We start from the raw sequence: 22,968 nt of genomic DNA, 5'->3' as shown, positions 1-22,968 counted from the left end.
CGCGCGGTGCTGTGGAAGACTGGACAGGTGCGTGTCTACATCGGTGCCGACCATGCCGGCTATGAGCTCAAGAACCATCTCGTGTCCTGGCTGAAGGACCACGGCCACGAGGTGACCGACTGCGGTCCCTTCGTCTACGACGCCGAGGACGACTATCCGGCGTTCTGCCTGCGGGCGGCCGAGGGCGTGGCGGGCGACCCGGCGAGCCTCGGCGTGGTCATCGGCGGGTCGGGCAACGGTGAGCAGATCGCCGCCAACAAGGTGCGCGGCATCCGCGCCGCGCTCGCCTGGAACGAGGAGACGGCCCAGCTCGCCCGCCAGCACAACGACGCCAACGTCGTCAGCGTCGGCGCCCGCATGCACTCCGCGGAGGAGGCGACCAGGTTCGTCGAGGTGTTCCTGGCCACGCCGTTCTCCGGCGCCGAGCGGCACAGCCGCCGCATCGCCCAGGTCGAGAGCTACGAGACGATCGGTCAGCTCCCCTCGCTGCCGTAGTCTCCCTACGTCCTGCGCCGGGGCTCGCGCCTCGGCATCTCGTCACGCAGGGGCCGCCTGTCGGCGGCCTCCTGCTGCTCCTTCGACGGCCGCGACACGTCGCGGGCCCGCATCGCCGTCACCGCCGTGATCTGCATGCTCTGCAGCGCCATACGCCGAGCCTACGTCAGAAGGTCAGCCCCGCCCACGGTTTCGGGCTCCACGCCATGGCCGTGGAGAGCTCCCGCACCGCGCCCGGCGTGTGCTCGCGCAGCAGCCCGGCGTCGAGCTGGGCCGTCAGGAGCCCGTCGCCCAGGTAGGCCGAGCCCAGCGCGGCCACCGGCAGCGACACGTCCGGCTCCTCCTCGACCGGCTTGCACTCCGCGCCCGTCGGGTCGGCGGTGAGCCGCCAGCGCCGCGCGTTCCACGGGCACACCTCGTCCCCGACCTCCACGACCAGGTCGACCGGTGCCGCGTAGGAGCGGGCGAGGAGCGCCTCGTCCACCGACACCACGCGTACCCACAGCTCGTCCGACCAGCGGGCACGCAGCCGGCGCGGGTTGGCGAGCAGCGCCATCAGCGGGTCGTCCACCGGCCTGGTGTGCGCGTCGACGTGCGTGACCAGGTCGCGGTCGAGCACGCCCCGCCACAGCAGCGCGTACGCGGCCGGGTCGGCGGCGAACAGCTCAGCCAGCAGCAGCTCGCCGTCGGCCATCCCGTTGTCGTCCCACGACGGCTTGATCCGGAACAGCGCGTACCCGCGCACCCCCTCGTCGTCCTCGACCAGGATCGAGCGCAGCGGCCCGGCGCCCCGCTGGTCGGCCTCGCCGTCGGCCAGCACGTTGTCCCAGGTCTCCTTCCGGCGCGCGTACAGCCCCGGCCGCCGGGTCACGAGGGTGGCGAACACCCGCTCGTAGTCGGCGCGGCGCTCCTGCGGGTCGACGACCCGCATCCGCAGCGACGGGTCGTGCGGCGCCCCCGGGACGAAGGCCGTGTCGTGGGTGCTGATGCGAAACCCCTGCTGACTGGAGGCCCTTCCGTACCCGAAACGGCCGTAGATCGAGGCCTCGGAGGCGTACAGGGCCGCGACGCTCTCACCGCGCTCGCGCACGTCGGCGAGCTGGCGACGCATCAGGGCGGACAGGATGCCGCGCCGGCGGTGCGAGGGCAGCACGCCGACGGCCGTGACGCCCGCGACCGGCAGTTGCCGCCCGCCGGGGACCGTCATGGTGAGGCTCAAGGCGGCGGCCACACCCGCGATGGCGTCGCCGTCGAAGGCGGCCAGCGTGCGGTCGAACTCCGTCTCGGCCTTGAACCGCTCCTCCTCGGACGGAGTCAGCCCCCGGCCGAACGCCTCCTGCAGCATCGCGGACGCCGCGCTCCACTCGGACTCGCCGATCGGGCGGATGGGATGGGTCATCCGTCAACCGTAGGAGCGCGTGAAGGCGGGCGGCCACCCAATATCCCCCGCATCATGATCTAGGCGTTGGTCAAGTGGGCTGCCCAAACGTGTGCCAGACCGATACAGTCAGGCGCATCATGAGTTCCCGACCGGCGCCGCTGATCCCGCCACGGCTCCGCGCGCTCCTGGTGCGGGTGCCCCTGCTGGTGCCCGCCGTCCGGCTTCTGCGGCGGGCCCTGACCCGTGACCGCAACCTGCTGGTCGCGCTGGTCATGCTGACGCTCGTCGTCGGCCTGCTGGCGGCGCGCGTGTCGACCGAGTGGTTCTCGCCGTCGCTGCTCATCCTCATCACGCTCGTGGGCGGCCTCCAGCTCCGGCTGGCGAGCCTGGCCAAGCTGCTGGGCGCCGTGGTGGTGGCGCTCGGCTACATCGCGCTCACCCTGGGCGTGGGCCGGATCGGGCTCGGGCTCATGGTGACGATCGGGTTCACGACCGTCCTGGCCGTGCTCATGGCGCGTACCCGCGGCAAGCTCGGCGTGCAGGGGCTGCGCGGCGACGCGATGCTGCTGGAGCTGCGCGACCGGCTGCGCAGCCAGGGCGAGCTGCCGCCGCTGCCCAAGGACTGGGGCGGCAGGGTCGTGCTCAAGCAGGCGGGCGGCTCCTCCTTCGGCGGCGACTTCCTGGTCTCCATGCGCGACGGCGACAAGGTGGACATCGCGCTGGTCGACGTGTCCGGCAAGGGCGTCGACGCGGGCACCAGGGCGCTGCTGCTGTCCGGCACGTTCGGCGGGCTGCTCGGCTCGGTCGACGACTTCCTGCCGGCCTGCAACACCTACCTGCACCGCCAGCGCGGCGACGAGGGCTTCGTGACCGCCGTGCACGTACGCCTCGACCTGGCCACCGGCGACTACACGATCACCTCGGCCGGGCACCCGCCCGTGGTGAAGTTCGACGCGGGCACCGGCAACTGGCAGGTCTCCGCGGCCAAGGGCGTGGTCCTCGGCGTGGTGCCCGACCTGCACTGCGAGCCCGACAGCGGCACCCTGCGCAAGGGCGACGCGCTGATGTTCTTCACCGACGGCCTGATCGAGCAGCCGGGGCGTGACATCGACGCGGGCCTGGACAAGCTGCTCGGCGAGGCGGAGCGGCTGCACGCGTCGGGCTTCCACGACGGCGCGCGGGTGCTGGTCAACGCCATGGCGTCGGGGCACAACGACGACTGCGCGCTCGTGCTCATCTGGCGTCCCTGAACGCCCGGCCATGACGAACCACACGGGTGATTGGTGAAGACCGTCACTGGCCGAAGGATCTCCGCCCTGAGATCGTCGTACTTGCTGGCCCATGAGCCCGGGCCCCGGCGGAGCGGCGCGGCTTCTTCCGGGGTCCGGATCCCCGGCGGTTCCAGGGTGCGGATTCCGCGCGCGGACGGGTGCCGGGCGCGGTCAGAGCCAGCCTGAGTCGCTGGCGATGCGGATGGCGTCGACGCGGTTGCGGGCCCCCGTCTTGCACATGATCCGCGACAGGTGGTTGCGCACGGTGCCGACCGACAGGCAGAGCTGGTCGGCGATCTCCGCCGAGCGGGCCCCGCCGGCCGCGACGCGCAGCACGTCCATCTCGCGCCGGGTCAGCGGGTTGGCGGCCGACTGGAGGGCGGCGGCGGCCAGCTCGGAGTCGACCGCGCGGCGGCCCGCCGCGACCTGCCGCAGCCCGTCGGCCAGCCGCTCCGGCGCAACGTCCAGACTCATGAACCCGAGCGCGTGCGCGGCGAACGCCCGGCGCACCTGGCCGGGATTGGGCTGCGCGGACAGCACCAGCGCCCGGCAGCCGGGCGCCTTGTCGTGCAGCGCCGCCAGCACCGGCAGACCTCCGGCGCCGGGCAGGTCCAGGTCGACGACCGCCGTGTCGGCCCCGGACGCCAGCGCCGCCGGCACCACGTCCTCGGCGCCGCCGACCTCGGCCACGACCCGCATCCCGGGCTCGGCGCCGAGGGCGGCGACCAGGCCACGCCGTACCAGTGGCAGGTGCTCGGCGACCAGGATCCGGATCAAGGCACTCCCATCGTCATGTCCCAGGGTGATCGTGTGATCGCATACTGTCAACGAAGTCTCTCGGTTCCCCAAAGGGGGCGCAAGCCATTCAGATGTGCAGAGCCAGCCAGGTGTGGAGAGTTCGACTACTCTTGGGGAGTCGGGACCTTCCGTTTACCTGGAGAGCTGCCTAGATGAACTGGCTGTTCCTGGCCGGGATCGTCATCTTCCTCATCGGACTGATGGCCTCCATCGCGCTGCACGAGATCGGCCACCTCGTGCCCGCCAAGATTTTCGGCGTCCGGGTGACCCAGTACATGGTCGGCTTCGGCACGACCGCCTGGTCGATCCGCCGGGGCGAGACCGAGTACGGCTTCAAGTGGATCCCGCTCGGCGGCTACATCCGCATGATCGGCATGCTGCCGCCACGGCCCGGCGACGCCCCGGGCAAGCTCCGCGGCACCTCCACCGGACCGTTTCAGGGCCTCATCGAGACCGCCCGCGAGGCGGCCATGGAGGAGGTGCGGCCGGGCGACGAGGACCGGGTCTTCTACCGCAAGAAGTGGTGGCAGAAGGTCATCATCATGTCCGGCGGCCCGGCGATGAACTTCGTGCTGTCGTTCATCCTGTTCTCCATCCTGCTCGTCGGCATCGGCGTGCCCACCGCGGCCCCGGTCGTCTCCCCGCAGACCAACACCTGCGTCATCCCGGTCAGCGAGCAGCGCACCGAGTGCCGTCCCACCGACCAGCCCACCCCCGCCGCCAAGGCCGGGCTCAAGCCGGGCGACAAGATCGTTTCCTTGGGCGGCCAGAAGATCTCCACCTGGGACGACGCCACCCGCCTCATCCGCGGGCACGGCGCCGGAACCGTCGCGCTGGGCATCGTGCGCGACGGCAGGCCGATGACCCTGTCCGTCACGCTCATCGCGATGGACCGGCCGTCGCCGACCGACCCGAAGAAGATCGACAAGCAGGTCGGCTTCCTGGGCGTGCTGCCCAGTCAGGTCATGGAGAAGCAGAGCTTCGGCATGGTCGTCGGCTACATGAGCGAGCTGACCGTCCGGGTCGCCGGGTCGCTGCTCAACCTGCCGGAGAAGATGGTCGGCGTCTGGCACGCGGCCTTCTCCGGCCAGGAGCGCGACCCCGAGGGCCCCGTCGGCGTCGTGGGCGCCGGGCGGATGGGCGGTGAGATCCTCTCCTCGGACATGACCACCGAGCAGAAGGTCTACCAGTTGGTGAGCCTGCTGGCCGGGTTCAACCTCGCGATCGGCATGTTCAACCTCATCCCGCTGCTGCCGCTGGACGGCGGCCACATCGCGGGCGGCCTGTGGGAGGGCCTCAAGCGGGCCTTCGCCCGCGTCACCCGTCGGCCGGAGCCAGCGTACGTGGACATCGCCAAGGTGCTGCCGCTCACGTACGCGCTGGCCCTCGTGATGATCGTCATGGCGGGGCTGCTGGTTTACGCTGACCTGTTCAACCCGCTCAAGCTCACCGGCTAGCTGTACTGGGCCGCCCGCCGCCCGCGCCGGGCCCGTGGGCGGCGGAACAGGAAGAACGCGCCCACCCCGCACAGCACGCCGACGCCGATCGCCGCGCCGCCCACCCAGAGCAGGGCCTGGTCGATCGGCGGATGGGCGTAGGGCGAGCCGACCGGCCCGTCCCCGAAGTGCTCCTTCCCCTTGTACGGCACGGCCGCGCTCTTCGCCGCCGTGGCCGTGGACGCCGCCTTCACCGCCGCCTCCGCGTTCACCAGCCCGAAGCCGAGGAACGGCGTGTAGCCGGCCGGCGGCTTGCGGGCCGTCCGGACGAGGATGTCGCGCACCTGCCGGGGCGTCAGCTTCGGGTTGGCCGACAGCATCAGCGCCGCGGTGCCCGCCACCAGCGCGCAGGCCGGCGAGGTGCCGTCGCCCGCCTCGTAGCCGCCGGTGTTGCGGGCGGCGTAGATGTCGACGCCCGGCGCGGCGATCGTGTTGTACGTGTGCACCTGCGAGAACTTCGCCCGCACGCCCTCCGGCGCCAGCGCCGCCACCGCGATCACCCCCGGATAGCCGGCCGGGTACGACATGGTGTTGTTGGCGTCCACCTCCAGCGGGTCGGTGGAGCCCCCGTTGCCGGCACTGGCCACGAGGATCGCGCCCTTGCCGACGGCGTAGTCGACGGCCGCGGCCGTGTCCTCCTCGTATCCGCCCCAACCCCACTCCGCGGTGCCCAGCGACATCGAGACGACCCGGGCGCCGTGGTCGACGGCGTAGCGGATGCCCTTGGCCAGGGCGTTGCCGGCGCGCTCGCTCTCCTTGTCGGCTCCGATCCCGCCGTCCTTGGCCGCCTTCTCCGCCCGCTTGCGCGCCGGGTCCTCGCGGTCCCAGATCACCCGTACGGACAGCACCCGCGAGTCCGGCGCCACGTGCAGCACACTGGAGGCCATGGCCGTGCCGTGCCCGCCCCAGTAGCTCTGGCCGGGACGGGCGCCGCCGCCGATGAAGTCGGGGCCGCCGGTCACCCTGCCCCTGAACTCCGGATGGCCCTTCATCACGCCCGTGTCGAGGACCGCGACGGTGACGCCCTTGCCCTCGGCGAGCCGCTGGGCGCCCGGCACGCGCATGGCCGCCTGCTCCCAGCCGCGCGGCGCGCCGGCCTGCTCCAAGCCACGCCGCGCGTCGGTCATGCCCGGGACCGCCGCGCCGGCGACGAGCCCGGCGGTCAGGACGGCCGTGACCGCCACTCTCCTGATCATGCGCCCACCTTCGGGATCTGGTTGTCCAGCCGCGTGGCCAGGTTCTCGGCCAGTCCCTCGGCCGTGGAGGCCCAGGCCGAGCGGTCGTCCTTCTGCTCCAGCGGCCGGTTGCCCCAGGGGCCGGGCAGCCGGCCGGGGCGCCTGCCGTCGGCCGGGCCGGTGGTGACCGCCACGAACAGCGGTGCGTACATGTCGAACACGGCCCTGCCGCCGTCGCCCGTGCGGGCCGCGTCCTTCCACTGCGTGCCGGGGGCCGCGAGGGCACGTACCGCGTGGTCCTGCACGTCCTGCCCGTCGCGGACGTGGTCGTCGAGGTCCTCCTTGGCGGTGACGTCGCGGAAGGCGACGATCGCGGCGGTCGCGGCCGTGCCCCCGGTGTCGTCGACGTACGTGGCGCGCAGGGCCGCGACGCAGCCGCGCTGGGCGGCGAGCTTGGCCAGGCCGCCGGACAGCGCGGCGTCGCACGAGGTGCTGGAGGAGATGGCGACCCTGGTCCAGCCGCGCTCGTTGTCGGGGCCGTCGCCCTTCTTGTCCGGGTCCTCGCGGCCGATCGCGCCGGGGAACAGCTTCTCGACGGGGACGTTGCGCCACAACTCCATGGAGTACTGCTTGTTGCGGATCTTCTGCTCGCTGTTGCGGAAGGTGTGCTGGACGAGCAGGCCGCCGCCGAGCGCGGACACCAGGCCGAACCCGGCCACGAGCACCCCCGCCACGATCCGGCCCGCCCCACGCCTGCGCGGCCCGGTCTCGGGTGTCTGCGGAGGCGGTCCGTAGGGTCCCGGTCCGTTCGGCGGGGGTCCGTGGGGTTCCGGCCCGCTCTGCGGGGGTGCGTACGGTCCCGGCCCGCCCGGTGGCTGGACGTACGAGCCCGGCGCGCCCTGGGGCGGCCCGTACGGTCCCGGTCCGCCGGGCGGCGGGTACGCCTGAGGCTGGTACGGGGCGGGATGCCCGCCGGACGGCTGCGGGGCGGGATACCCCGGCCCAGGACCGGGCGGGGGGTACGTCATCGTCTCTCCAGTGGTGCGTCCCAGGCGCCCCTCAGACCACAAGCGGCGCTTTACGGCTTTTTGACCTTATCGGTCACAAACGACATGGCGGGCTGAGGGGTTCCCGGGCTCGTGACGCAGGTTCGGAAACCGTTACAGGCGCGGGCAAACGCCATGCAACCGCCACGCAAGCGCTCCCGTGTCTCCTGTGATCGCACAAGTCGTCCAGGTCGAGTGAGGAACGCAGATGGCGAAGAAGGGAAAGCTGCTCCCCGTCGGGGCGGCGGTGGTGGGGAGCGGACTCGTCCTGCTGGGCGCCGGGGTCATGGGGATGATGATGTGGCCCATGCCCGGATGGGCCGGCGTGGCCTTCTCCGCCGGCATGACGCTCACCGCCCCGGGCGCGTTCCTGGTCGTCTTCGGCCTGGTCAACCGGTCGATGGGCGCGGCCATGTCGTCCATGGACGGAGCCCTCCGGCCGGCCGGCTCGGGCGGCGTGTTCGGCATGGTCAAGGACCTGGCCGGGGGCAACCGCGACCTCCTCCTCAACGGGTCGCCGGCGAGCGCCGTCGTCCTGTCGATGCGCGACACGGGCGTGACGGTCAACGACCTGCCCATGGCCGTGTTCGAGCTGGAGGTCCACCGGCCCGGCGCGGAGCCGTACCGCGTGGCGCACCGCGAGCCGATCCCGCGCCTGCTCGTGGGAGCCGTCCTGCCCGGCTCCCATCTCGCCGTCCGCGTCGACCCGAACGACCCCGGCCGTCTGGCGGTCGACTGGTCGCAGGCCGCGGGCCCGGCCTCCCGGCCCGCGGCGGCCGGTCAGCAGGTGTCGGCCGCCGACATCCTGGCCCGGGGCGTGCCCGCCACCGTGACCATCCTCGGGACGTTCACGATGAACGGCATGACCACCGGCGACGGCGACCCGGTCGTGGGCTTCGACCTGCGGGTGAGCGGGCCGTACCCGCCGTACGAGGTGCGCCTGGCCCACCGGGTCCCGCGGCCGCACCTGACCCGGCTGGTGCCGGGCACCGTGCTCCCCGCCAAGATCGCCCCCGAGGACCCGCAGAAGGTCGCCATCGACTGGGAGGCGGACAGCCCCGTCAGCGAGCCGCAGGTGCTCTGAGCCCCGGGCGGGCACCGGTCGTGTCGGGGCCCCTCCAGCGGGCCGACCGGACCGCGCCGATCGTCTTCGTCGCCGCCGGTCGGCGCCGGAGTGCCCCTCAGCCAGATGAGCCGCGACCTCGGCCGGTACGTACGGGCTGTCCCGCGGGCCGGCGACGCCATGATCACAAAGGCTGACGGACCGTGCGCCGGGAGTGACCTGGGTGTGAACCGGGGCGAACTGGGCAATGCGTCTAATCGCACAGTCGGGGGTAGGTGCCCAACAGGCGACGTCCGCGATGGCACCGCAGGAGCGGCACACGACATGGTGGTTGTCCTCCACCCGTGACTCGCAGCGGGCGGTCGTGCCGGCGGGCTCCGCGCACGCGGCACGCCGTACACGGCCTGGTGAGAGACCTCGGGAGTTCGGCCCGTACCAGGGCGATCACCCTGTAGATCCGGCATGACGGAGGAAGCAGATGAGCGACACCCAGAACAATCCCCCTTCGAGCGCGCAGGGCGTGGACCGGGAGGCCGCGGCCGGCTGCCCGGTCGCGCATGACTCCGTGACCGCGCACGGCAGCGAGAGCGAGAACCCGGCCATCGACTCGCCGACTCCGAAGACCGGCGGTCGTCCGCGCACGAACCGGGACTGGTGGCCCAACCAGCTCGACCTCTCGGTGTTGCGCGCTCACTCGTCCAAGGGCAACCCGCTGGGGGAGGGCTTCAGCTACGCCAAGGAGTTCGAGAAGCTCGACGTCGAGGCGCTCAAGCAGGACATCATCGAGACGCTCACCACCTCGCAGGACTGGTGGCCGGCCGACTTCGGACACTACGGCGGCCTCATGATCCGGATGAGCTGGCACGCCGCGGGCACCTACCGCATCCACGACGGTCGCGGCGGGGCCGGCGACGGCGCTCAGCGTTTCGCCCCGCTCAACAGCTGGCCCGACAACGCCAACCTCGACAAGGCCCGCCGGCTGCTGTGGCCGGTCAAGCAGAAGTACGGCCAGATGATCTCGTGGGCCGACCTGCTCGTGCTGGCCGGCAACGTCGCCCTGGAGTCGATGGGGTTCAAGACCTTCGGCTTCGGCTTCGGCCGCGAGGACGTCTGGGAGCCGGAGGAGATCTTCTGGGGTCCGGAGGACGCCTGGCTCGGCGACGAGCGCTACGTCACCGACAGCGAGATGGTGCCGAACTTCGGCGCGACCGAGATGGGTCTCATCTACGTCAACCCGGAGGGTCCCCGCGGTAACGCGGACCCGGCCGCGGCGGCGCATTTCATCCGCGAGACCTTCGCGCGGATGGCGATGAACGACGAGGAGACCGTCGCGCTCATCGCCGGCGGCCACACGTTCGGCAAGACCCACGGCGCCGGCGTCGCGGACGACCACGTGGGGCCGGAGCCCGAGGCCGCGCCGCTGGAGGCGCAGGGCCTGGGCTGGCTGAGCAGCCACGGCACCGGCAAGGGCGGTGACACGATCACCAGCGGTCTGGAGGTGACGTGGAGCGACCGGCCGACGCAGTGGAGCAACCGCTTCTTCGAGATCCTCTTCGGCTACGAGTGGGAGCTCACCACGAGCCCCGGCGGCGCGAAGCAGTGGGTCGCGAAGGACGCCGAGGCGATCATCCCCGACGCCCACGACCCGTCGAAGAAGCACAGGCCGACGATGCTCACGACCGACCTGTCGCTGCGCGTCGACCCGACGTACCAGAAGATCTCCCGCCGGTTCATGGAGAACCCCGACGAGTTCGCGCTGGCCTTCGCCAAGGCCTGGTACAAGCTGCTGCACCGCGACATGGGTCCGGTCAGCCGCTTCCTCGGACCGTGGGTCGCCGAGCCCCAGCTGTGGCAGGACCCGGTGCCGGCCGTCGACCACGAGCTCGTGGGTGACGCCGAGATCGCCTCCCTCAAGACGAAGGTCCTGGAGTCCGGCCTCACGACCGCCCAGCTCGTCGCCACCGCCTGGGCCTCAGCCGCGAGCTTCCGCTCCACCGACAAGCGCGGCGGCGCCAACGGGGCCCGGCTCCGTCTGGAGCCGCAGCGCGGCTGGGAGGTCAACCAGCCCGAGCAGCTCGCGACGGTCCTGGACACCCTGGAGGGCATCCGGCGCGAGTTCAACCAGGCCGGCGGGGCGAAGATCTCGCTCGCCGACCTGATCGTGCTGGCCGGCTCGGCGGCCGTCGAGAAGGCGGCACGTGACGCCGGCGTGACGGTGACGGTGCCGTTCCGGCCGGGCCGCACCGACGCCGGCCAGGAGCAGACCGACGTCGAGTCCTTCGCGGTCCTCGAACCCCGGGCCGACGGGTTCCGCAACTACCTGCGCCCCGGCGAGAAGACCCAGCCGGAGGTGCTGCTCGTCGACCGCGCGTACATGCTCAACCTGACCCCGCCCGAGATGACCGTTCTGGTCGGCGGCCTGCGTTCGCTCGGAGCCAACTTCGGCGGCACGCGGCACGGCGTCCTCACGGACCGGCCCGGCGTGCTCACCAACGACTTCTTCGTCAACCTGCTCTCCCCGGGCACCCGGTGGAAGGCGTCGGAGTCCGAGGAGCACGTGTACGAGATCCGCGACGTGGCCACCGACGAGGTGAAGTGGACCGCCACCGTGGTCGACCTCATCTTCGGCTCCAACTCGCAGCTACGAGCCCTCGCGGAGGTCTACGCCGGCCGGGACGCCCACGAGAAGTTCGTGACCGACTTCGTCGCGGCCTGGACCAAGGTCATGGAACTCGACCGGTTCGACCTCGCCCGGCCCTGACGCGGAACGCCCCCGCCGCCGAGGACGACGGCGGGGGCAAGCCCGGCTGTAGTGGCGGAGAGTCTTTTTCAGAGTGTGTGAATGGCAGCCATCAGGATCGGCCTCGGTCCGGTCTGTCCGGCCCGTCGACGCGGGTCGGGTCGATGCGAGAGCCGCTGATGTACCGTCCTGGAGGTGAAAGACGGCGGCAGCCCTCCGCTGACCGCCTGTCAGCGCATCATCGTGCGGGTGAAATGGATTCGGCCAGCCGTCAACCTGGCGGGCCGCCGAAGGCATCCACCAGGCGTGAACACCGACGAGGAGTACACCGCGTACGTCAGCGGACGCCTGCTCTGGTTACGCCGGATCGCGTACGCGCTGTGCCAGGACTGGCATCGGGCCGACGACCTGGTGCAGGCGGCGATCACGCGGCTGTACGTCAAGTGGCGCCACGCCCGCGAGGCCGCCGATCTGGACGCGTACGTACGCGTGATCCTGGTCCGCCTCGCCATCGGGGTCACCGATCAGCCCGGAGCACGGCCCTGAACGGTGGGACGGCCCGCCTGCGCCGGTGGGCGGTGCCAGCGGCGTCGCTGCTGCTGGTGCTCCCGCCGGCCGTCAACCTGGCCGGCGGGCTCACGTGGATCTGGACACCGTCGCTGCCGCTCCCACTGCTCCACCTGCTGACGCGGGCCGGCTTGCTGGACGGGTGGCTGGTGCTGGATCTCCTGGCCGCCTCGGGCGTCCTGGGCGGAGCCGCCCTGGCGGCACTGGCGGCACGGGAGAGGACCGCTACCCTCCTGCTGCTCGCCGCGGTTTCGACGATCAGCCTCGCCGCCGCCGTGATCGGAGGCGCGTGGCTGCCCGCCGGGTACGGCGTGGCGTACGGGGGAGCACTGGCCCTGTTACGGAGCTCTGGTCGACGCAGTTCCGGCTGATCGTCGACCAGGTCAGTACAGGGGGGCCGCCGACGGGCTGATCGGCCTGGCCCCTGCTGCTCACCCGCTGGATCCCGGGGCGCCTGATCAGCCAGGGACAGCTGCCAGGTTGAGCACCGTCAGTTCGGGGGCCTTCCCCTGACGGCAGGAGTTCGCGCAGGGCGGCGCGTCCCAACTGATCACCAGGCTGGGCGAGGACGACGCGCCCACGTTCAGGATTGTCGAACCCTGCGGGGTCCTCCTGCCGATCTCCGCGCCCTGCCAGGTGGCGAGGTCGTACACGTGCGGGCCGGTGTTCACGAACCTATCCCCTCGGATCTGCGACGACATCGCGTCGAAGGTGCCGCGCAAGGGCTGCGGGCGACCGCCGTCGCGGCGCCACGCCACCGCGTGCTCGCCCTGCATGCCCGCGCACCAGGTCGGGGCGCAGCGCATTTGCTTGACTCCCTTCGGCGCGCGGAGAGGGGTGCGCTTGCCGGTCTCCAGGTTGACCAGCACGCGCTGGTTCACCTGGTGATCGATGGCCCGGCCTGCGTCGGCCGCCCAGGGCCAGGACACCAGGTGCAGGCCATCGGTGCCAGGCATGGCCCGCGCCGTGCCGCCGGTGATCGGGACCGAGTACAGCCCGCCTTCTTTGACCGACCAGACGACGCGGTCACGCAGCACCCCGATGCGGTCGATCGACATCGGTGGCACGCTGATCCGGGCCACTCTGGCAGCCGTTCCGCCCGAGCGGGGCAGCACCCACAGATCGACGGCGTCGTGCGCGTTCAGAACCGTGGCCCACCAGAGGATGTGCGTGGGACCGAGATCGACGCCCTGCGGGAAGGAGTAGTCCCGTACGTTGGGAATCTCGCCCAGGACCGTGGCCTTTCGCCGCGTCGTGTCGTACACCTCCAGCCTGCGGCCCTCTTGGGGGGACTTGTCCGCCCGCAGCAACAGTTCGGTGGCGCTCATCGCGGTGACGGGCAGGTATGTCCAGCCGTCCGCCGCCTTGGCGGGGATGGTGGTGACCGCGGACGGCCAGACCTCGACGGCGGGCCGGAGCGCACCGGTGCGCGTGGGTGAAGGGCTGGTGGCCACGTCCCGTTGGCCGGGCGCGGTCAGCGACCCGGTCGCCAGCACCAGTGCGGTGGCGGCTGCGGCGGCGACCGGTACCAGCACCGGCAGCGTCCGGCGGCGGTGGCGCAGCCTGCGTCCCGTCTGGATGGCGCCCTTCACGTCAACCCGCGAGGGTGGCTGCTCCTCCGGCACCAGCGTGTCGAATATCGGCTTGAGGTCCATCAGCGATCCTCCTTGGTCGCCACCACGTCCAGCAGCGCGCGCAGGGCCGCCAGTCCGCGGGCGGTCTGGGTCTTGACGGTTCCGGTGGAGCAGCCGAGCGCCGCGGCGGTCTGCTCCACGCTCAGGTCGCAGTGGAAGCGCAGCACCAAGGTGGCCCGCTGCCGCGGTGACACCAGGGCCAGCGCGCGTTGCAGATCCATGGCGAGGTCCGCGTCCCCCGCGCGGGCCGCTGCCTCGGGCGGGGCCGCGCTCAGCCTGGTACGGGAGAACCAGCCGGCCCGCTGCTCCTTGAGGAAGACCCGGACCAGGATCACGCGTACGTACGCGTCCAGATCGGCGGCCTCGCGGGCGTGGCGCCACTTGACGTACAGCCGCGTGATCGCCGCCTGGACCAGGTCGTCGGCCCGATGCCAGTCCTGGCACAGCGCGTACGCGGTCCGGCGTAACCAGAGCAGGCGTCCGCTGACGTACGCGGTGTACTCCTCGTCGGTGTTCACGCCTGGTGGATGCCTTCGGCGGCCCGCCAGGTTGACGCCTGGCCGAATCTAGTCGCCAAGGTGCGGCCCCGGCGGCGCGGGTGGGTGCGGAAACGACTGCTGGCGGCGAGCCCGGCGGATCGACTGGGACCGTGCTGATCCAGGGTGCATGGGTGAGCGGGGCGCGTCCGGCGGCGATCTCGGCCAGGACGTCGTGGGCTCGGCTACGGCCCAGGTTGGAGAGAGCGGCCTGGGCGTTGTTCGTCGCGAGAATGGCCTCTCGCAGCGGCATCAGTGCCGCTGCGATGCTTCCGTCGGGTCCGGTGAGCAGGGCGTCGACGCGATCGGCGAGCATGCAACTGAAGCACGCCGGGGCATCACCGATGCCGGTGCGCCGACCACGGTTGTGCCGGCCACAGATCGCGCAGGACACCTCGAGTGCCTGGTAGCACGTAGGGCAGATGTCAGGGCTGGCGTCAGTGGCTTCCAGCGCGACACGGCGGGATCGTCCGCAGACCCCGCAGGGGCGACGAGGATGCGCGTAGCAGCGGGAGCAGAGGACGCGGTCGGAATCGGTGCGCCGCGCCGACCCGCACGACCCCGGCCGCCTGGTCGTCGACTGGTGGCATGCCACCTGCCACGTCTCCCGGCCGGCTGGTCAGCGGGTCTCGGCCGCCGACATCCTGGTCCGGGACGTGCCCGCCACGGTCACGATCCTGGGCACGTTCTCGACGAACGGCATGACCACCGACGACGGAGACCCGTCCTCGGCTTCGACCTGCACGTGACCGGCCCGTACAGGCCGCACGAGGTGCGGCCGGCCCACCGGGTCCCGCCGCTGCCGGGTGCGCGGGACGAGGCGGGCCAGGTGCCCGGATCGCCCCGGAGGGCCCGAGGCCCGGTGCACCGTCGGTGCCACGAGCGTCCCCAGCGCGTCCCCGGCCGAGGGTCTAACCGCTGGTGACTATGGCCGCGATGTCCTCGATGCGCACGATCTCCCCGCCCGCTCCCCAGTTGCCCTCCGGGATCTCGTTGATGTGCACCCACGCGGCGGCGGCCTGGGTGAACCGTCCCGGATCCACATCGGCGTCCGCGAGCACCCGCGTGACGCGCCGCACGATGTCACGGCGTTTTTCGTCGTTCATCGAACCGGCCGGGACCCCCACTCGCACCACGTATTTGGGCTTCTCCCCGGCGGGCAACTGCCGGCCGCCCACGAACCAGGCGTCGATCTCGTTGACCACCAGCCACGAGATGGACCTGGCCGCCTCGGTGTCGGGGGCGCCCTCGGCGATCATCACCTCCGACACCAGTCGCCCGCCGATCTTCTCGCGGTGCTCCTGGTCGAGCGAGCCCTTGGGGACGAACAGCTCTACGAACGGCATAGGTAAGTCCTTTCATTAAACTCTCCTGTTCGGCAACGTACAAGAGTGAGTTGAATGAAGCAACCCTCTACACTGGCGCCATGCAACGGACTAGCTTCGCGGAGATGCACTGCTCGATCGGGCAGTCCCTGGAACGCGTCGGCGAGTGGTGGACGCCGCTGATCGTGCGGGACATCTACCTCGGCCTGCACCGGTTCGACGACATCGCGCAGAACCTCGGCATCGCCCGCAACCTGCTCACCCGCCGGCTCGAGACGCTGCTCACCGACGGCATCGTGGAGCGCCGGGCGTATCAGGTGCGCCCGCTGCGGCACGAGTACCACCTCACCGAGGCCGGCCGCGAACTCGTGCCGGTACTGATGGCGCTGATGGCCTGGGGCGACAAATGGGCGACACCGGCGGGCGGTCCGCCGGTGCGCCTGGTGCACCGCGAATGTGGTGCGGAATTCACCCCGCAGGTCTGCTGTTCGGGGTGCGGGGAAGCGGTGACCACCGCCAACGTGACGGTGCTGCCCGGTCCGGGCGCCGCCTCCGGGCCGGGGACCAGGGTGCTGGCCCGGCGCAGCGGCATCGCGCCCGAGGAGTTGTGACCGGCGAGATCACGGTGCCCCGTCCCCGGTCGTCGAGTTCGAGGTGGGGCCAGGTATCGCCCCCGGCGTCATGGAAGCGGATCCAGCGGGTCGCCCCCCGCTCGACAGTCCTGGGGCGAGGCCGAGCGGCCGGCCGATGACCGGTGGTGGGAGTTGGCGACAAGCCCCAACCGGCGCGAGGGCTTACGCAGCCGCCAGTCTCCACCGCATCACCACCGCCGGCACAAACGGCATCCCGGTTTCAGTTCATCGAGATGTGGACGTGGTCGAAGTGGTTCTCGGTGATGCTGCCACGGTCCGACATGGCGCTCCAGCCGGAGCCCTGGTTGATGCGTTGCCGCCAGATCACGTACTTCACCCCCAGCTTCGCCTTGTTCGCCAACGCCCAGGCCGCGAGGCGGTCGCCGAGGGCCTGGTTGGCCGCGCTGGGCATGGTGCCGCCCGAACTCATCATGAAGTCGCACGCCCGGCCCAGCGGGTGCTCGCCGCTCGACCCCGAGCGGAAGCAGCCGACCGTGAACGGCAGCGAGAAGTTCTTCTCGACCAGCGCGCGCATCGCCCGGGTGCGGGGGGTGATGTTGTCGGTGCCCGACGGCAGCTCGGGCGCCCAGGTGCCGTCGGAGCGGCGGCCGGTGCTGACCGGCACGAGGTCCTTGAGCTTCTTCTCGATGTCGTCGATGACGTCCTGGGCCTCGTCGCGCCGCTTGGCGACGTCCGCCGTCTCGGCGCTGATCCGGGTGGCCAGGGCGGCGGCCTCGTCGGCCGCCCGCTTCTTCTCGTCGCGGGCCCTGGCGACGCCCAGCACGACCGCCTGCTGCTCGCGGGTCATCTGCTCCAGGACGGCCGCGCCGGCGGCGCTCTTGGGAAGCATGAAGCCGATGATGGCCGGGTCGCCGTTCTGGTAGCGCAACTGCGCGATCTCGGTGACCCGGCGCTCGGCCGTGGCGACCGCCTGCTCGGCGGCGGCGAGCCGCTTGCCGGCCGTGCCGGCCGCCTGCTGGGCCTTGGCGAGCTCGACCCGCTTGAGGTTGTAGCTCTCGATGAGCTTGTCGACCTTGCCGTTCAGCTTCTTCAGCTCGGCGCGCAGCTCGGATTCGCTGGGTTTGGGGTCGGCGGTCGCGGTGGCCGCGCCGAAACCGGCGGTGGCGATCACGACGCCGATGATGAAGTTGATGGCAAGGCGCGTGGGGGACGCGGACGCCACGGAGGATTCCTCTCCCTCTGCCGACCGGGTTAGCTGACGGGTTCGGGATGGGAGGTCCCTACCACCGAAGTGGATTCACCCCAGATGCGGTGGGTCCCCGGCTCCCGAGCGACGCGCCCGGGATTAGGCGTGTACCAGCTGTTACCGCCGGTACCGAAGGGATACTAGTAGTAAAGCGGAGGTCATGCGACTCCAATCGGAGATCAATCAGTGATCTACCTGTGATCGAATCAGCCGGGCCGCCTCCTCCGGGAGCACGTCGTTGACGAACGCGCCCATCGCCGACTCCGACCCCGCCAGATACTTCAGCTTCCCGGGCGCCCGCCTGATGCTGAACAGCTCCAGGTGCAGGTACCCCAGCTCGCGGTCCTGCCGTACCGGTGCCTGGTGCCAGGCCGCGACGTACGGCATGGCGACGCCGAACATCCCGTCCAGCGCCCGCAGCACCGAGGTGTAGAGCGGCGCGAACGCGGCGCGCTCCTCCTCCGACAGCGCGGCGAGGTCGGGGACCTGCCGGTGCGGGTAGACGTGCACCTCGAACGGCCAGCGCGCCGCGGCCGGCACGAAGGCCGTCCACAGCTCGTTGGCGGCCACGACCCGCGTCCCGGCGGCGCGCTCGGCCGCCAGCACGTCCGCGAACAGGTTGCCCCCCTGCCGGTCCGCGTGCCGCCTGGCCGCGCCGAGTTGGAGCTTCGTGCGGGGAGTGACGTACGGGTACGCGTAGATCTGTCCGTGCGGGTGGGTCAGCGTGATGCCGATCTCCTCGCCCCGGTTCTCGAAGCAGAAGACCTGCTCGACGCCGTCGATCGCGGACAGCTCGGCGGTACGGTCGGCCCACGCCTCCATCACCAGCTCGACCTGCGCGTCGGAGAGCCGGGAGAACGATGACGAGTGATCCGAGGTGAAGCACACCACCTCGCACCGCCCCACACCCGGACGAACCTCGCTCAGACCCCCCACATCCTGATAAGTCCCGAGATTCATGGAGAAGGAGGGGAAACGGTTCTCGAAGACCACCACGTCATAGTCGTGCGCCGGGATCTCCGAGGCCCGGGTGTCCGTCGACGGGCACAGCGGGCACTCGTCCGCCGGAGGCATGAACGTGCGTGTCTGCCGGTGTCCCGCGACCGCGATCCACTCCTCGGTCAGCGGGTCGTAACGCAGCTCGGAGGCCACCGGTCGCGGATCGAGCGGCCGGCGGTCGATCGCGCCGCGGTCGGCGTCGTCGCTCCGATCGAAGTAGATCAGCTCCCGGCCGTCGGCCAGATGGGTGATGGTGCGCTTCACGGCTACCCCTCAGCGATGATCAGTTGTCCGGCCCGTTCGGCCAGCTCGGTGCGTGCGTCCTCGGGCAGCCCCGCGTCGGTGATGACGACGTCGGCCTCGGCCAGCTCGGCGATCGTGCTGATGCCGATCGTGTTCCACTTCGTGTGGTCGGCCGGGACCACCAGCCGGTGCGCCGCGGCCACCAGCTCCCTGTCGGTCTCCGCCTCCAGCAGGTTCGGCGTGGTGAACCCGGCCCGCACGCTCATGCCGTGCACCCCGAGGAACAGCGTGTCCACGTGCAGCCGGCGGATCGCGGCCACCGCCACCGGGCCCACCAGCGCGTCGGAGGGAGTGCGGACGCCCCCGGTCAGCACGACCGTGCGGTCGGGACGCGGGTTGCGGTGGAAGACGTCGGCGACGGGCACGGAGTTCGTGATGACCGTCAGCTCGGGCACACCCGTCAGATGGTGGGCCAGCGACCACGTCGTGGTGCCGGCCGAAAGCGCGACCGCGGTGCCCGGCCGTACGAGCTCGGCGGCGGCACGCGCGATGGCCTCCTTCTCGTGCTGCTGCCGGGCCGACTTGGCGGTGAACCCCGGCTCCTCCGTGGAGCCCTGGTCCAGCGCCGTCGCGCCGCCGTGGACCTTGGCCAGCAGGCCGCGCTCGGCGAGGACCTCCAGGTCGCGGCGGATCGTCATGTCGGAGACACCGAGCTCGCGCACGAGGTCCGCCACCCGGACGCCGCCGCTGCTGCGGACGCGTTCGAGGATGGTCTGCTGTCGCTGCTGTGCCAGCAAGCCCGCGCTCCTTCCAACAGATTCCACCAAATTATGACATGCCAGTGTTGGGGAATGTTGACCGGTCTCACTCTTGTGCCGGAAGCGCCGGAGAGGGACGTTGGAGACACACGTCACACCAGAGCTCGTCGGTTTCCCAGGGAGGCCCGTATGGCCAGGCGCAGTCGCAAGGGCAAGGCCCGCAAGAAGAAGAAGGCCAACCACGGCAAGCGTCCTACGGCGCGCTGACGCCCGCCCGGCGGGCGGGAGCGCGCGGACCGGGACGGCGCGGTCCGGTCAGCCGGGCAGGTGGGCGAGGGCCTCGTCGATGCGCTCCTGCGGAAGCGCGAAGTCCTCCATCGCCCCCGACAGGTAACGGTCGTACGCGGCCAGGTCGAAGTGGCCGTGACCGCACAGCGCCGTCAGGATCACCTTGTCCTCGCCGCTCTCCTTGCAGCGCAGCGCCTCGGCGATCGTCTCGGCCAGCGCGTGCGTCGGCTCGGGTGCGGGCAAGATCCCCTCGGTACGGGCGAAGCGGACACCGGCCTCGAAGCACTCGCTCTGCGACTTGCTGACCGCCTCGAACATCCCCAGCTCGTACATGTGCGACAGCAGCGGCGACATGCCGTGGTAGCGCAGGCCGCCCGCGTGGATCGGGTCCGGCACGAAGTCGTGGCCCAGGGTGTGCATCTTGAGCAGCGGCGTGAACCCGGCCGTGTCGCCGAAGTCGTAGGCGTACACACCTCTCGTGAACGTCGGGCACGCGGCCGGCTCGACGGCCCTGATCACCGGGTCGATCCGGCCGGCCAGCTTCTCGCGCAGGAACGGGAAGACGAGCCCCGCGAAGTTGGAGCCGCCGCCGGTGCAGCCGATGATCACGTCGGGCGTCTCCTCCATCTGCTGGAGCGCCTCCTCGCCGATCACCGTCTGGTGCAGCAGCACGTGGTTCAGCACCGAGCCGAGCGCGTACCGGACGTCCTCGCCGGCGCGGGCCACCTCGACCGCCTCGCTGATCGCGATGCCCAGGCTGCCGGACGAGCCGGGCGTCTCGGCCAGCACCCTGGCCCCGGCCTTGGTCACGGGCGACGGGCTGGCGTGCACCGTCGCGCCGTACACCTGCATGAGCGAGCGCCGGTACGGCTTCTGGTCGTAGGAGGCCCGCACCATCCAGACCTCGCACTCCAGCCCGAACTGCGCGCACGCGAACGCCAGCGCGCTGCCCCACTGCCCGGCACCGGTCTCGGTGGTGAGCTTCCGCACGCCTTCGCGGGCGTTGTAGTACGCCTGCGGCACGGCGGTGTTCGGCTTGTGCGACCCGGCGGGGGAGCCGCCCTCGTACTTGTAGTAGATCCGGGCCGGGGTGCCGAGCGCCTGCTCCAGCCGGCGCGCCCGCAGCAGCGGCGTCGGCCGCCACAGCCGGTAGACGTCCAGCACCTCCCGCGGGACGGCGACGAACCGCTCACCGCTCACCTCCTGGCCGATCAGCTCCATCGGGAACAACGGCGCGAGGTCGCCGGGGCCCACGGGCTGCCGCGTCGCCGGGTGCAGCGGCGGAGGCGGCGGCGCGGGCAGGTCCGGGACGATGTTGTACCAGTGGCTCGGGATCACCGTTCCAGTCTGCGCCGATCCCGCCCGTCTTACCAGGTCACGCGCCGGATCACCTGGAGCTCCTTCAGCCGGGTCCGCGGTTCAGCCGGGGTCCTCGATCGCCGGCCGCCCGGGTCTGTCCACCCGTACGACGACGTCGGCGCTCAGCCGGGGCCGCGCCTCGCGCTCGTAACGGGCATAGGCGGGCAGCCGCCACCGCTCGTCCTCGCCGGTGCCGCGCGCCAGCGCCCCCTCCGACAGCCACAGATGCACGCTCAGCTCCGCCGGCAGTCCCCGCCCCAGCAGCAACGTCCCGTCGAGCAGCAGCACCCCTCCCACGGGCAGGTCCTCGTACGGCAGGCGGTAGGCCCGGTCCGCGCTGCTGTCCCACAGCGCCGGCAGCACCTTGCCGGTCCCGCCGGGCTCCAACGGCCCGAGCACCTCACGGACCAGCGCCCCGGTGTCGAGCCAGTCGTCGTAGAACACGTCCGGGTCGGTACGGCCGTACTCCAGCCGCAGCGACGCGGGCCGCAGGAAGTCACCGGCGGACACCCGCACCACCGCCCGCCCGCGGACCCTGAGCGGCGCGACGAGGGCGTCGGCCAGCCGCCCCGGCTCGCCCGGCGGCGCACCGTCGAGCAGCACCCGCACCCGCCGGTCGCGGGGAAGGGCGTCGATCCGCCCGGCCAGCTCCTCCGCCAGCGCCGCCGGCGAGATCGGTCGCACACGCATCGCCCCGAGCCTACTGCGACCTTCCTTCACCCCACCGGCGGCCGCCCGCGGCCCGCCTCGCCGTCCCGTCGGACCAGGTGGCGTCCGTGGCCGACCCGATCATCGCCGGTCTCGACCCGCACCGCGGCCGCCTCCTCGTGGCCCTCCTCGGCGGAACACTCGTTGGCTGGCTGCACGTACGCAGGGACGCCGGCCCGCTGACCTCCCACTGGGGCACGGTCCACCACGTCCAGACGCATACCGCGTTCCGCGGCAGGGGCCTCGGCGCCGCGCTGATGCACCGTGTGCGCCGCCTGGCCCGCGAGGAGATGGGACTGGAACAACTCCACCTCGCCGCCCGAGGCGGAACGGGTCTGGAGGACTTCTACGCGCGGCTGGGATGGAAGGAGATCGGCCGCTGGCCCGGCGCGCTCCGCCTCGCCCCCGGCGACGACCGCGACGAGATCCTCATGGTGCTCACCCTCTGACCGGCCACCGCACAGGAGAACGACCGTGCGACTGCACGGGCGTTCGGTGAGACGAGGAACGTCGTCAAGGACGCGGGCGGGATGGATCGCATCCTTGGTGCGCCTTGAGAACGGACCTGCGCGCGTCCAGCCGCGCGATCCGCAATGAACCCCGACATCGTGGACCTGGCCGCCCCCGCATTGCGACGTCCGACCGCTGGTTGTGCACCCTTCCGTTGGGAGTTCTTCGAGGCCATGGGCAAACAGAAGGCCCCTTCCAGTGCGGAAGGGGCCTTTGAGCTGGTCGGGGCGACAGGATTTGAACCTGCGACTTCTTGCTCCCAAATCATATCGAACACATGTTCCCATAGGTGGCCGCGTGACTGCCGCCAAAGCCAGACGTCCGCAGGAGTCCGCTCACGTCCGCCACTGTTCACCGCGATTGTCACCCAGTTCGTCACCCAAGCCGCCTCACCGCAAAGCGCCTGAGGGCGTCAGAGCCGAGAGTGCGCACGGTTCTCATGTAAAGACATGAGGACAAAGATCGTCGGCCCTCTACGGCTCTCTGGGCGCCTCGCAGCCCCCTTGAAGGACAGAAGGGCGCTTCGCGCGTCTCGTCAGAACGCGCTTCGCGCAAAGACCGGCTGCAACATGTTGCAGCCAGGGTTTCCGCGCGAAGCGCCTCAAGTAGACGCGCGAAGCGCCTTTCTGTCTTTGTCGGGGACACCAGGGACAAGAGGCGGGGACATGTGTCCCTCATGATCGGCCACGTTTATGCAGCTCAGGCGACGTTCGGGGACACCGGGGACACCGGGGACA

At 71.3% G+C, this 22,968-nt stretch carries 23 protein-coding genes, 1 pseudogene and 1 riboswitch; of the genes and pseudogenes, 10 read left to right on the top strand and 14 right to left on the bottom strand.

Annotated features, from left to right (window positions below; genetic code table 11):
• Positions 1-27 precede the first annotated feature (27 nt).
• Positions 28-495, top strand: a complete 468-nt coding sequence (locus AB0H64_RS15435) for a ribose-5-phosphate isomerase (RefSeq protein WP_357624176.1) — start codon at positions 28-30, stop codon at positions 493-495.
• Positions 496-500: 5 nt separating this feature from the next.
• On the opposite strand, the gene AB0H64_RS15430 is transcribed toward AB0H64_RS15435, so the two are convergent.
• Complete coding sequence (locus tag AB0H64_RS15430; protein ID WP_310712270.1) at positions 501-647, bottom strand: hypothetical protein; 147 nt, start codon at positions 645-647, stop codon at positions 501-503.
• Positions 648-661: 14 nt separating this feature from the next.
• Complete coding sequence (locus AB0H64_RS15425) at positions 662-1,894, bottom strand: GNAT family N-acetyltransferase (protein WP_357624173.1); 1,233 nt, start codon at positions 1,892-1,894, stop codon at positions 662-664.
• Between the two features lie 119 nt (positions 1,895-2,013).
• Here AB0H64_RS15425 and AB0H64_RS15420 point away from each other — a divergent pair, with 119 nt between their 5' ends.
• On the top strand, positions 2,014-3,126 hold the full coding sequence (locus AB0H64_RS15420) for a PP2C family protein-serine/threonine phosphatase (RefSeq protein ID WP_357624170.1): 1,113 nt from the start codon (positions 2,014-2,016) through the stop codon (positions 3,124-3,126).
• Between the two features lie 192 nt (positions 3,127-3,318).
• Here AB0H64_RS15420 and AB0H64_RS15415 read toward each other — a convergent pair whose 3' ends face one another.
• Entirely contained in the window at positions 3,319-3,924 is a 606-nt protein-coding gene (locus tag AB0H64_RS15415) for a response regulator transcription factor (RefSeq protein WP_357624167.1), read from the bottom strand.
• Positions 3,925-4,097: 173 nt separating this feature from the next.
• Here AB0H64_RS15415 and AB0H64_RS15410 point away from each other — a divergent pair, with 173 nt between their 5' ends.
• Complete coding sequence (locus AB0H64_RS15410; RefSeq protein WP_357624164.1) at positions 4,098-5,402, top strand: site-2 protease family protein; 1,305 nt, start codon at positions 4,098-4,100, stop codon at positions 5,400-5,402.
• Here the strand turns inward: AB0H64_RS15410 and AB0H64_RS15405 are convergent.
• Together AB0H64_RS15405 and AB0H64_RS15400 are read right to left on the bottom strand one after the other, a co-directional pair.
• Complete coding sequence (locus AB0H64_RS15405) at positions 5,399-6,637, bottom strand: S8 family serine peptidase (protein ID WP_357624162.1); 1,239 nt, start codon at positions 6,635-6,637, stop codon at positions 5,399-5,401. The genes AB0H64_RS15410 and AB0H64_RS15405 overlap by 4 nt on opposite strands.
• Positions 6,634-7,644 (bottom strand): hypothetical protein, encoded by a 1,011-nt coding sequence (locus tag AB0H64_RS15400; RefSeq protein ID WP_357624161.1) that lies wholly within the window; start codon positions 7,642-7,644, stop codon positions 6,634-6,636. Before AB0H64_RS15400 ends, AB0H64_RS15405 begins: the two co-directional genes overlap by 4 nt.
• A gap of 226 nt (positions 7,645-7,870) precedes the next feature.
• Between AB0H64_RS15400 and AB0H64_RS15395 the strand changes: the two genes are divergently transcribed.
• Complete coding sequence (locus tag AB0H64_RS15395; protein ID WP_357624158.1) at positions 7,871-8,746, top strand: hypothetical protein; 876 nt, start codon at positions 7,871-7,873, stop codon at positions 8,744-8,746.
• Positions 8,747-9,007: 261 nt separating this feature from the next.
• On the opposite strand, the pseudogene AB0H64_RS15390 reads toward AB0H64_RS15395, so the two are convergent.
• Positions 9,008-9,103: pseudogene (locus AB0H64_RS15390) on the bottom strand (transcriptional repressor); the annotation flags it as partial.
• Positions 9,104-9,203: 100 nt separating this feature from the next.
• Here AB0H64_RS15390 and katG point away from each other — a divergent pair.
• The 3 genes from katG to AB0H64_RS15375 all read left to right on the top strand — a co-directional run bounded on the left by katG (position 9,204) and on the right by AB0H64_RS15375 (position 12,403).
• Positions 9,204-11,486 (top strand): catalase/peroxidase HPI, encoded by a 2,283-nt coding sequence (katG, locus tag AB0H64_RS15385; protein WP_357624156.1) that lies wholly within the window; start codon positions 9,204-9,206, stop codon positions 11,484-11,486.
• Between the two features lie 285 nt (positions 11,487-11,771).
• Positions 11,772-12,011: a sigma factor gene (locus tag AB0H64_RS15380; RefSeq protein WP_357624153.1), complete on the top strand. Its 240-nt coding sequence runs from the start codon at positions 11,772-11,774 to the stop codon at positions 12,009-12,011.
• Between the two features lie 32 nt (positions 12,012-12,043).
• On the top strand, positions 12,044-12,403 hold the full coding sequence (locus tag AB0H64_RS15375; RefSeq protein ID WP_357624151.1) for a hypothetical protein: 360 nt from the start codon (positions 12,044-12,046) through the stop codon (positions 12,401-12,403).
• A gap of 87 nt (positions 12,404-12,490) precedes the next feature.
• On the opposite strand, the gene AB0H64_RS15370 is transcribed toward AB0H64_RS15375, so the two are convergent.
• Both AB0H64_RS15370 and AB0H64_RS15365 read right to left on the bottom strand, forming a co-directional pair.
• Positions 12,491-13,687: a hypothetical protein gene (locus tag AB0H64_RS15370; RefSeq protein WP_357624149.1), complete on the bottom strand. Its 1,197-nt coding sequence runs from the start codon at positions 13,685-13,687 to the stop codon at positions 12,491-12,493.
• On the bottom strand, positions 13,687-14,184 hold the full coding sequence (locus AB0H64_RS15365; RefSeq protein WP_357624147.1) for a sigma-70 family RNA polymerase sigma factor: 498 nt from the start codon (positions 14,182-14,184) through the stop codon (positions 13,687-13,689). Before AB0H64_RS15365 ends, AB0H64_RS15370 begins: the two co-directional genes overlap by 1 nt.
• 554 nt (positions 14,185-14,738) lie before the next feature.
• On the opposite strand from AB0H64_RS15365, the gene AB0H64_RS15360 reads away from it, so the two are divergent.
• Positions 14,739-14,951, top strand: coding sequence for a hypothetical protein (locus AB0H64_RS15360; RefSeq protein WP_357624144.1), 213 nt, complete (start codon positions 14,739-14,741; stop codon positions 14,949-14,951).
• Between the two features lie 162 nt (positions 14,952-15,113).
• Here AB0H64_RS15360 and AB0H64_RS15355 read toward each other — a convergent pair whose 3' ends face one another.
• On the bottom strand, positions 15,114-15,548 hold the full coding sequence (locus AB0H64_RS15355; RefSeq protein ID WP_357624142.1) for a tautomerase family protein: 435 nt from the start codon (positions 15,546-15,548) through the stop codon (positions 15,114-15,116).
• An 80-nt stretch (positions 15,549-15,628) separates the two neighbouring features.
• Here AB0H64_RS15355 and AB0H64_RS15350 point away from each other — a divergent pair, with 80 nt between their 5' ends.
• Entirely contained in the window at positions 15,629-16,138 is a 510-nt protein-coding gene (locus tag AB0H64_RS15350) for a helix-turn-helix domain-containing protein (RefSeq protein ID WP_357624139.1), read from the top strand.
• 241 nt (positions 16,139-16,379) lie between these two features.
• On the opposite strand, the gene AB0H64_RS15345 is transcribed toward AB0H64_RS15350, so the two are convergent.
• From AB0H64_RS15345 to AB0H64_RS15325, 5 genes are all read right to left on the bottom strand, one after another.
• Complete coding sequence (locus AB0H64_RS15345) at positions 16,380-17,342, bottom strand: hypothetical protein (RefSeq protein ID WP_357624136.1); 963 nt, start codon at positions 17,340-17,342, stop codon at positions 16,380-16,382.
• 4 nt (positions 17,343-17,346) lie between these two features.
• A riboswitch (cyclic di-AMP (ydaO/yuaA leader) is annotated at positions 17,347-17,482 on the bottom strand.
• 67 nt (positions 17,483-17,549) lie between these two features.
• Positions 17,550-18,629, bottom strand: coding sequence for a galactose-1-phosphate uridylyltransferase (gene galT / locus AB0H64_RS15340; RefSeq protein WP_357624133.1), 1,080 nt, complete (start codon positions 18,627-18,629; stop codon positions 17,550-17,552).
• Between the two features lie 2 nt (positions 18,630-18,631).
• Positions 18,632-19,405: a DeoR/GlpR family DNA-binding transcription regulator gene (locus tag AB0H64_RS15335; protein ID WP_357624131.1), complete on the bottom strand. Its 774-nt coding sequence runs from the start codon at positions 19,403-19,405 to the stop codon at positions 18,632-18,634.
• A 276-nt stretch (positions 19,406-19,681) separates the two neighbouring features.
• Positions 19,682-20,992, bottom strand: a complete 1,311-nt coding sequence (locus AB0H64_RS15330; protein ID WP_357624129.1) for a TrpB-like pyridoxal phosphate-dependent enzyme — start codon at positions 20,990-20,992, stop codon at positions 19,682-19,684.
• A gap of 81 nt (positions 20,993-21,073) precedes the next feature.
• The gene (locus AB0H64_RS15325) at positions 21,074-21,703 is read right to left on the bottom strand and encodes a uridine kinase (RefSeq protein WP_357624128.1); all 630 of its coding nucleotides are present in this window, start codon (positions 21,701-21,703) and stop codon (positions 21,074-21,076) included.
• 86 nt (positions 21,704-21,789) lie between these two features.
• Here AB0H64_RS15325 and AB0H64_RS15320 point away from each other — a divergent pair, with 86 nt between their 5' ends.
• Positions 21,790-22,170 carry a GNAT family N-acetyltransferase gene (locus tag AB0H64_RS15320; protein ID WP_357624126.1) on the top strand — a complete coding sequence of 127 codons (381 nt, stop codon included), beginning with the start codon at positions 21,790-21,792 and terminating at the stop codon, positions 22,168-22,170.
• Positions 22,171-22,968: the final 798 nt, after the last annotated feature.

It is taken from the genome of Nonomuraea sp. NPDC050733, from assembly GCF_040654215.1.
GTDB lineage: Bacteria > Actinomycetota > Actinomycetes > Streptosporangiales > Streptosporangiaceae > Nonomuraea.
The sequence above is the reverse complement of the archived record's forward strand: the minus strand, read 5'-3'. Positions and strand labels throughout refer to the sequence as shown.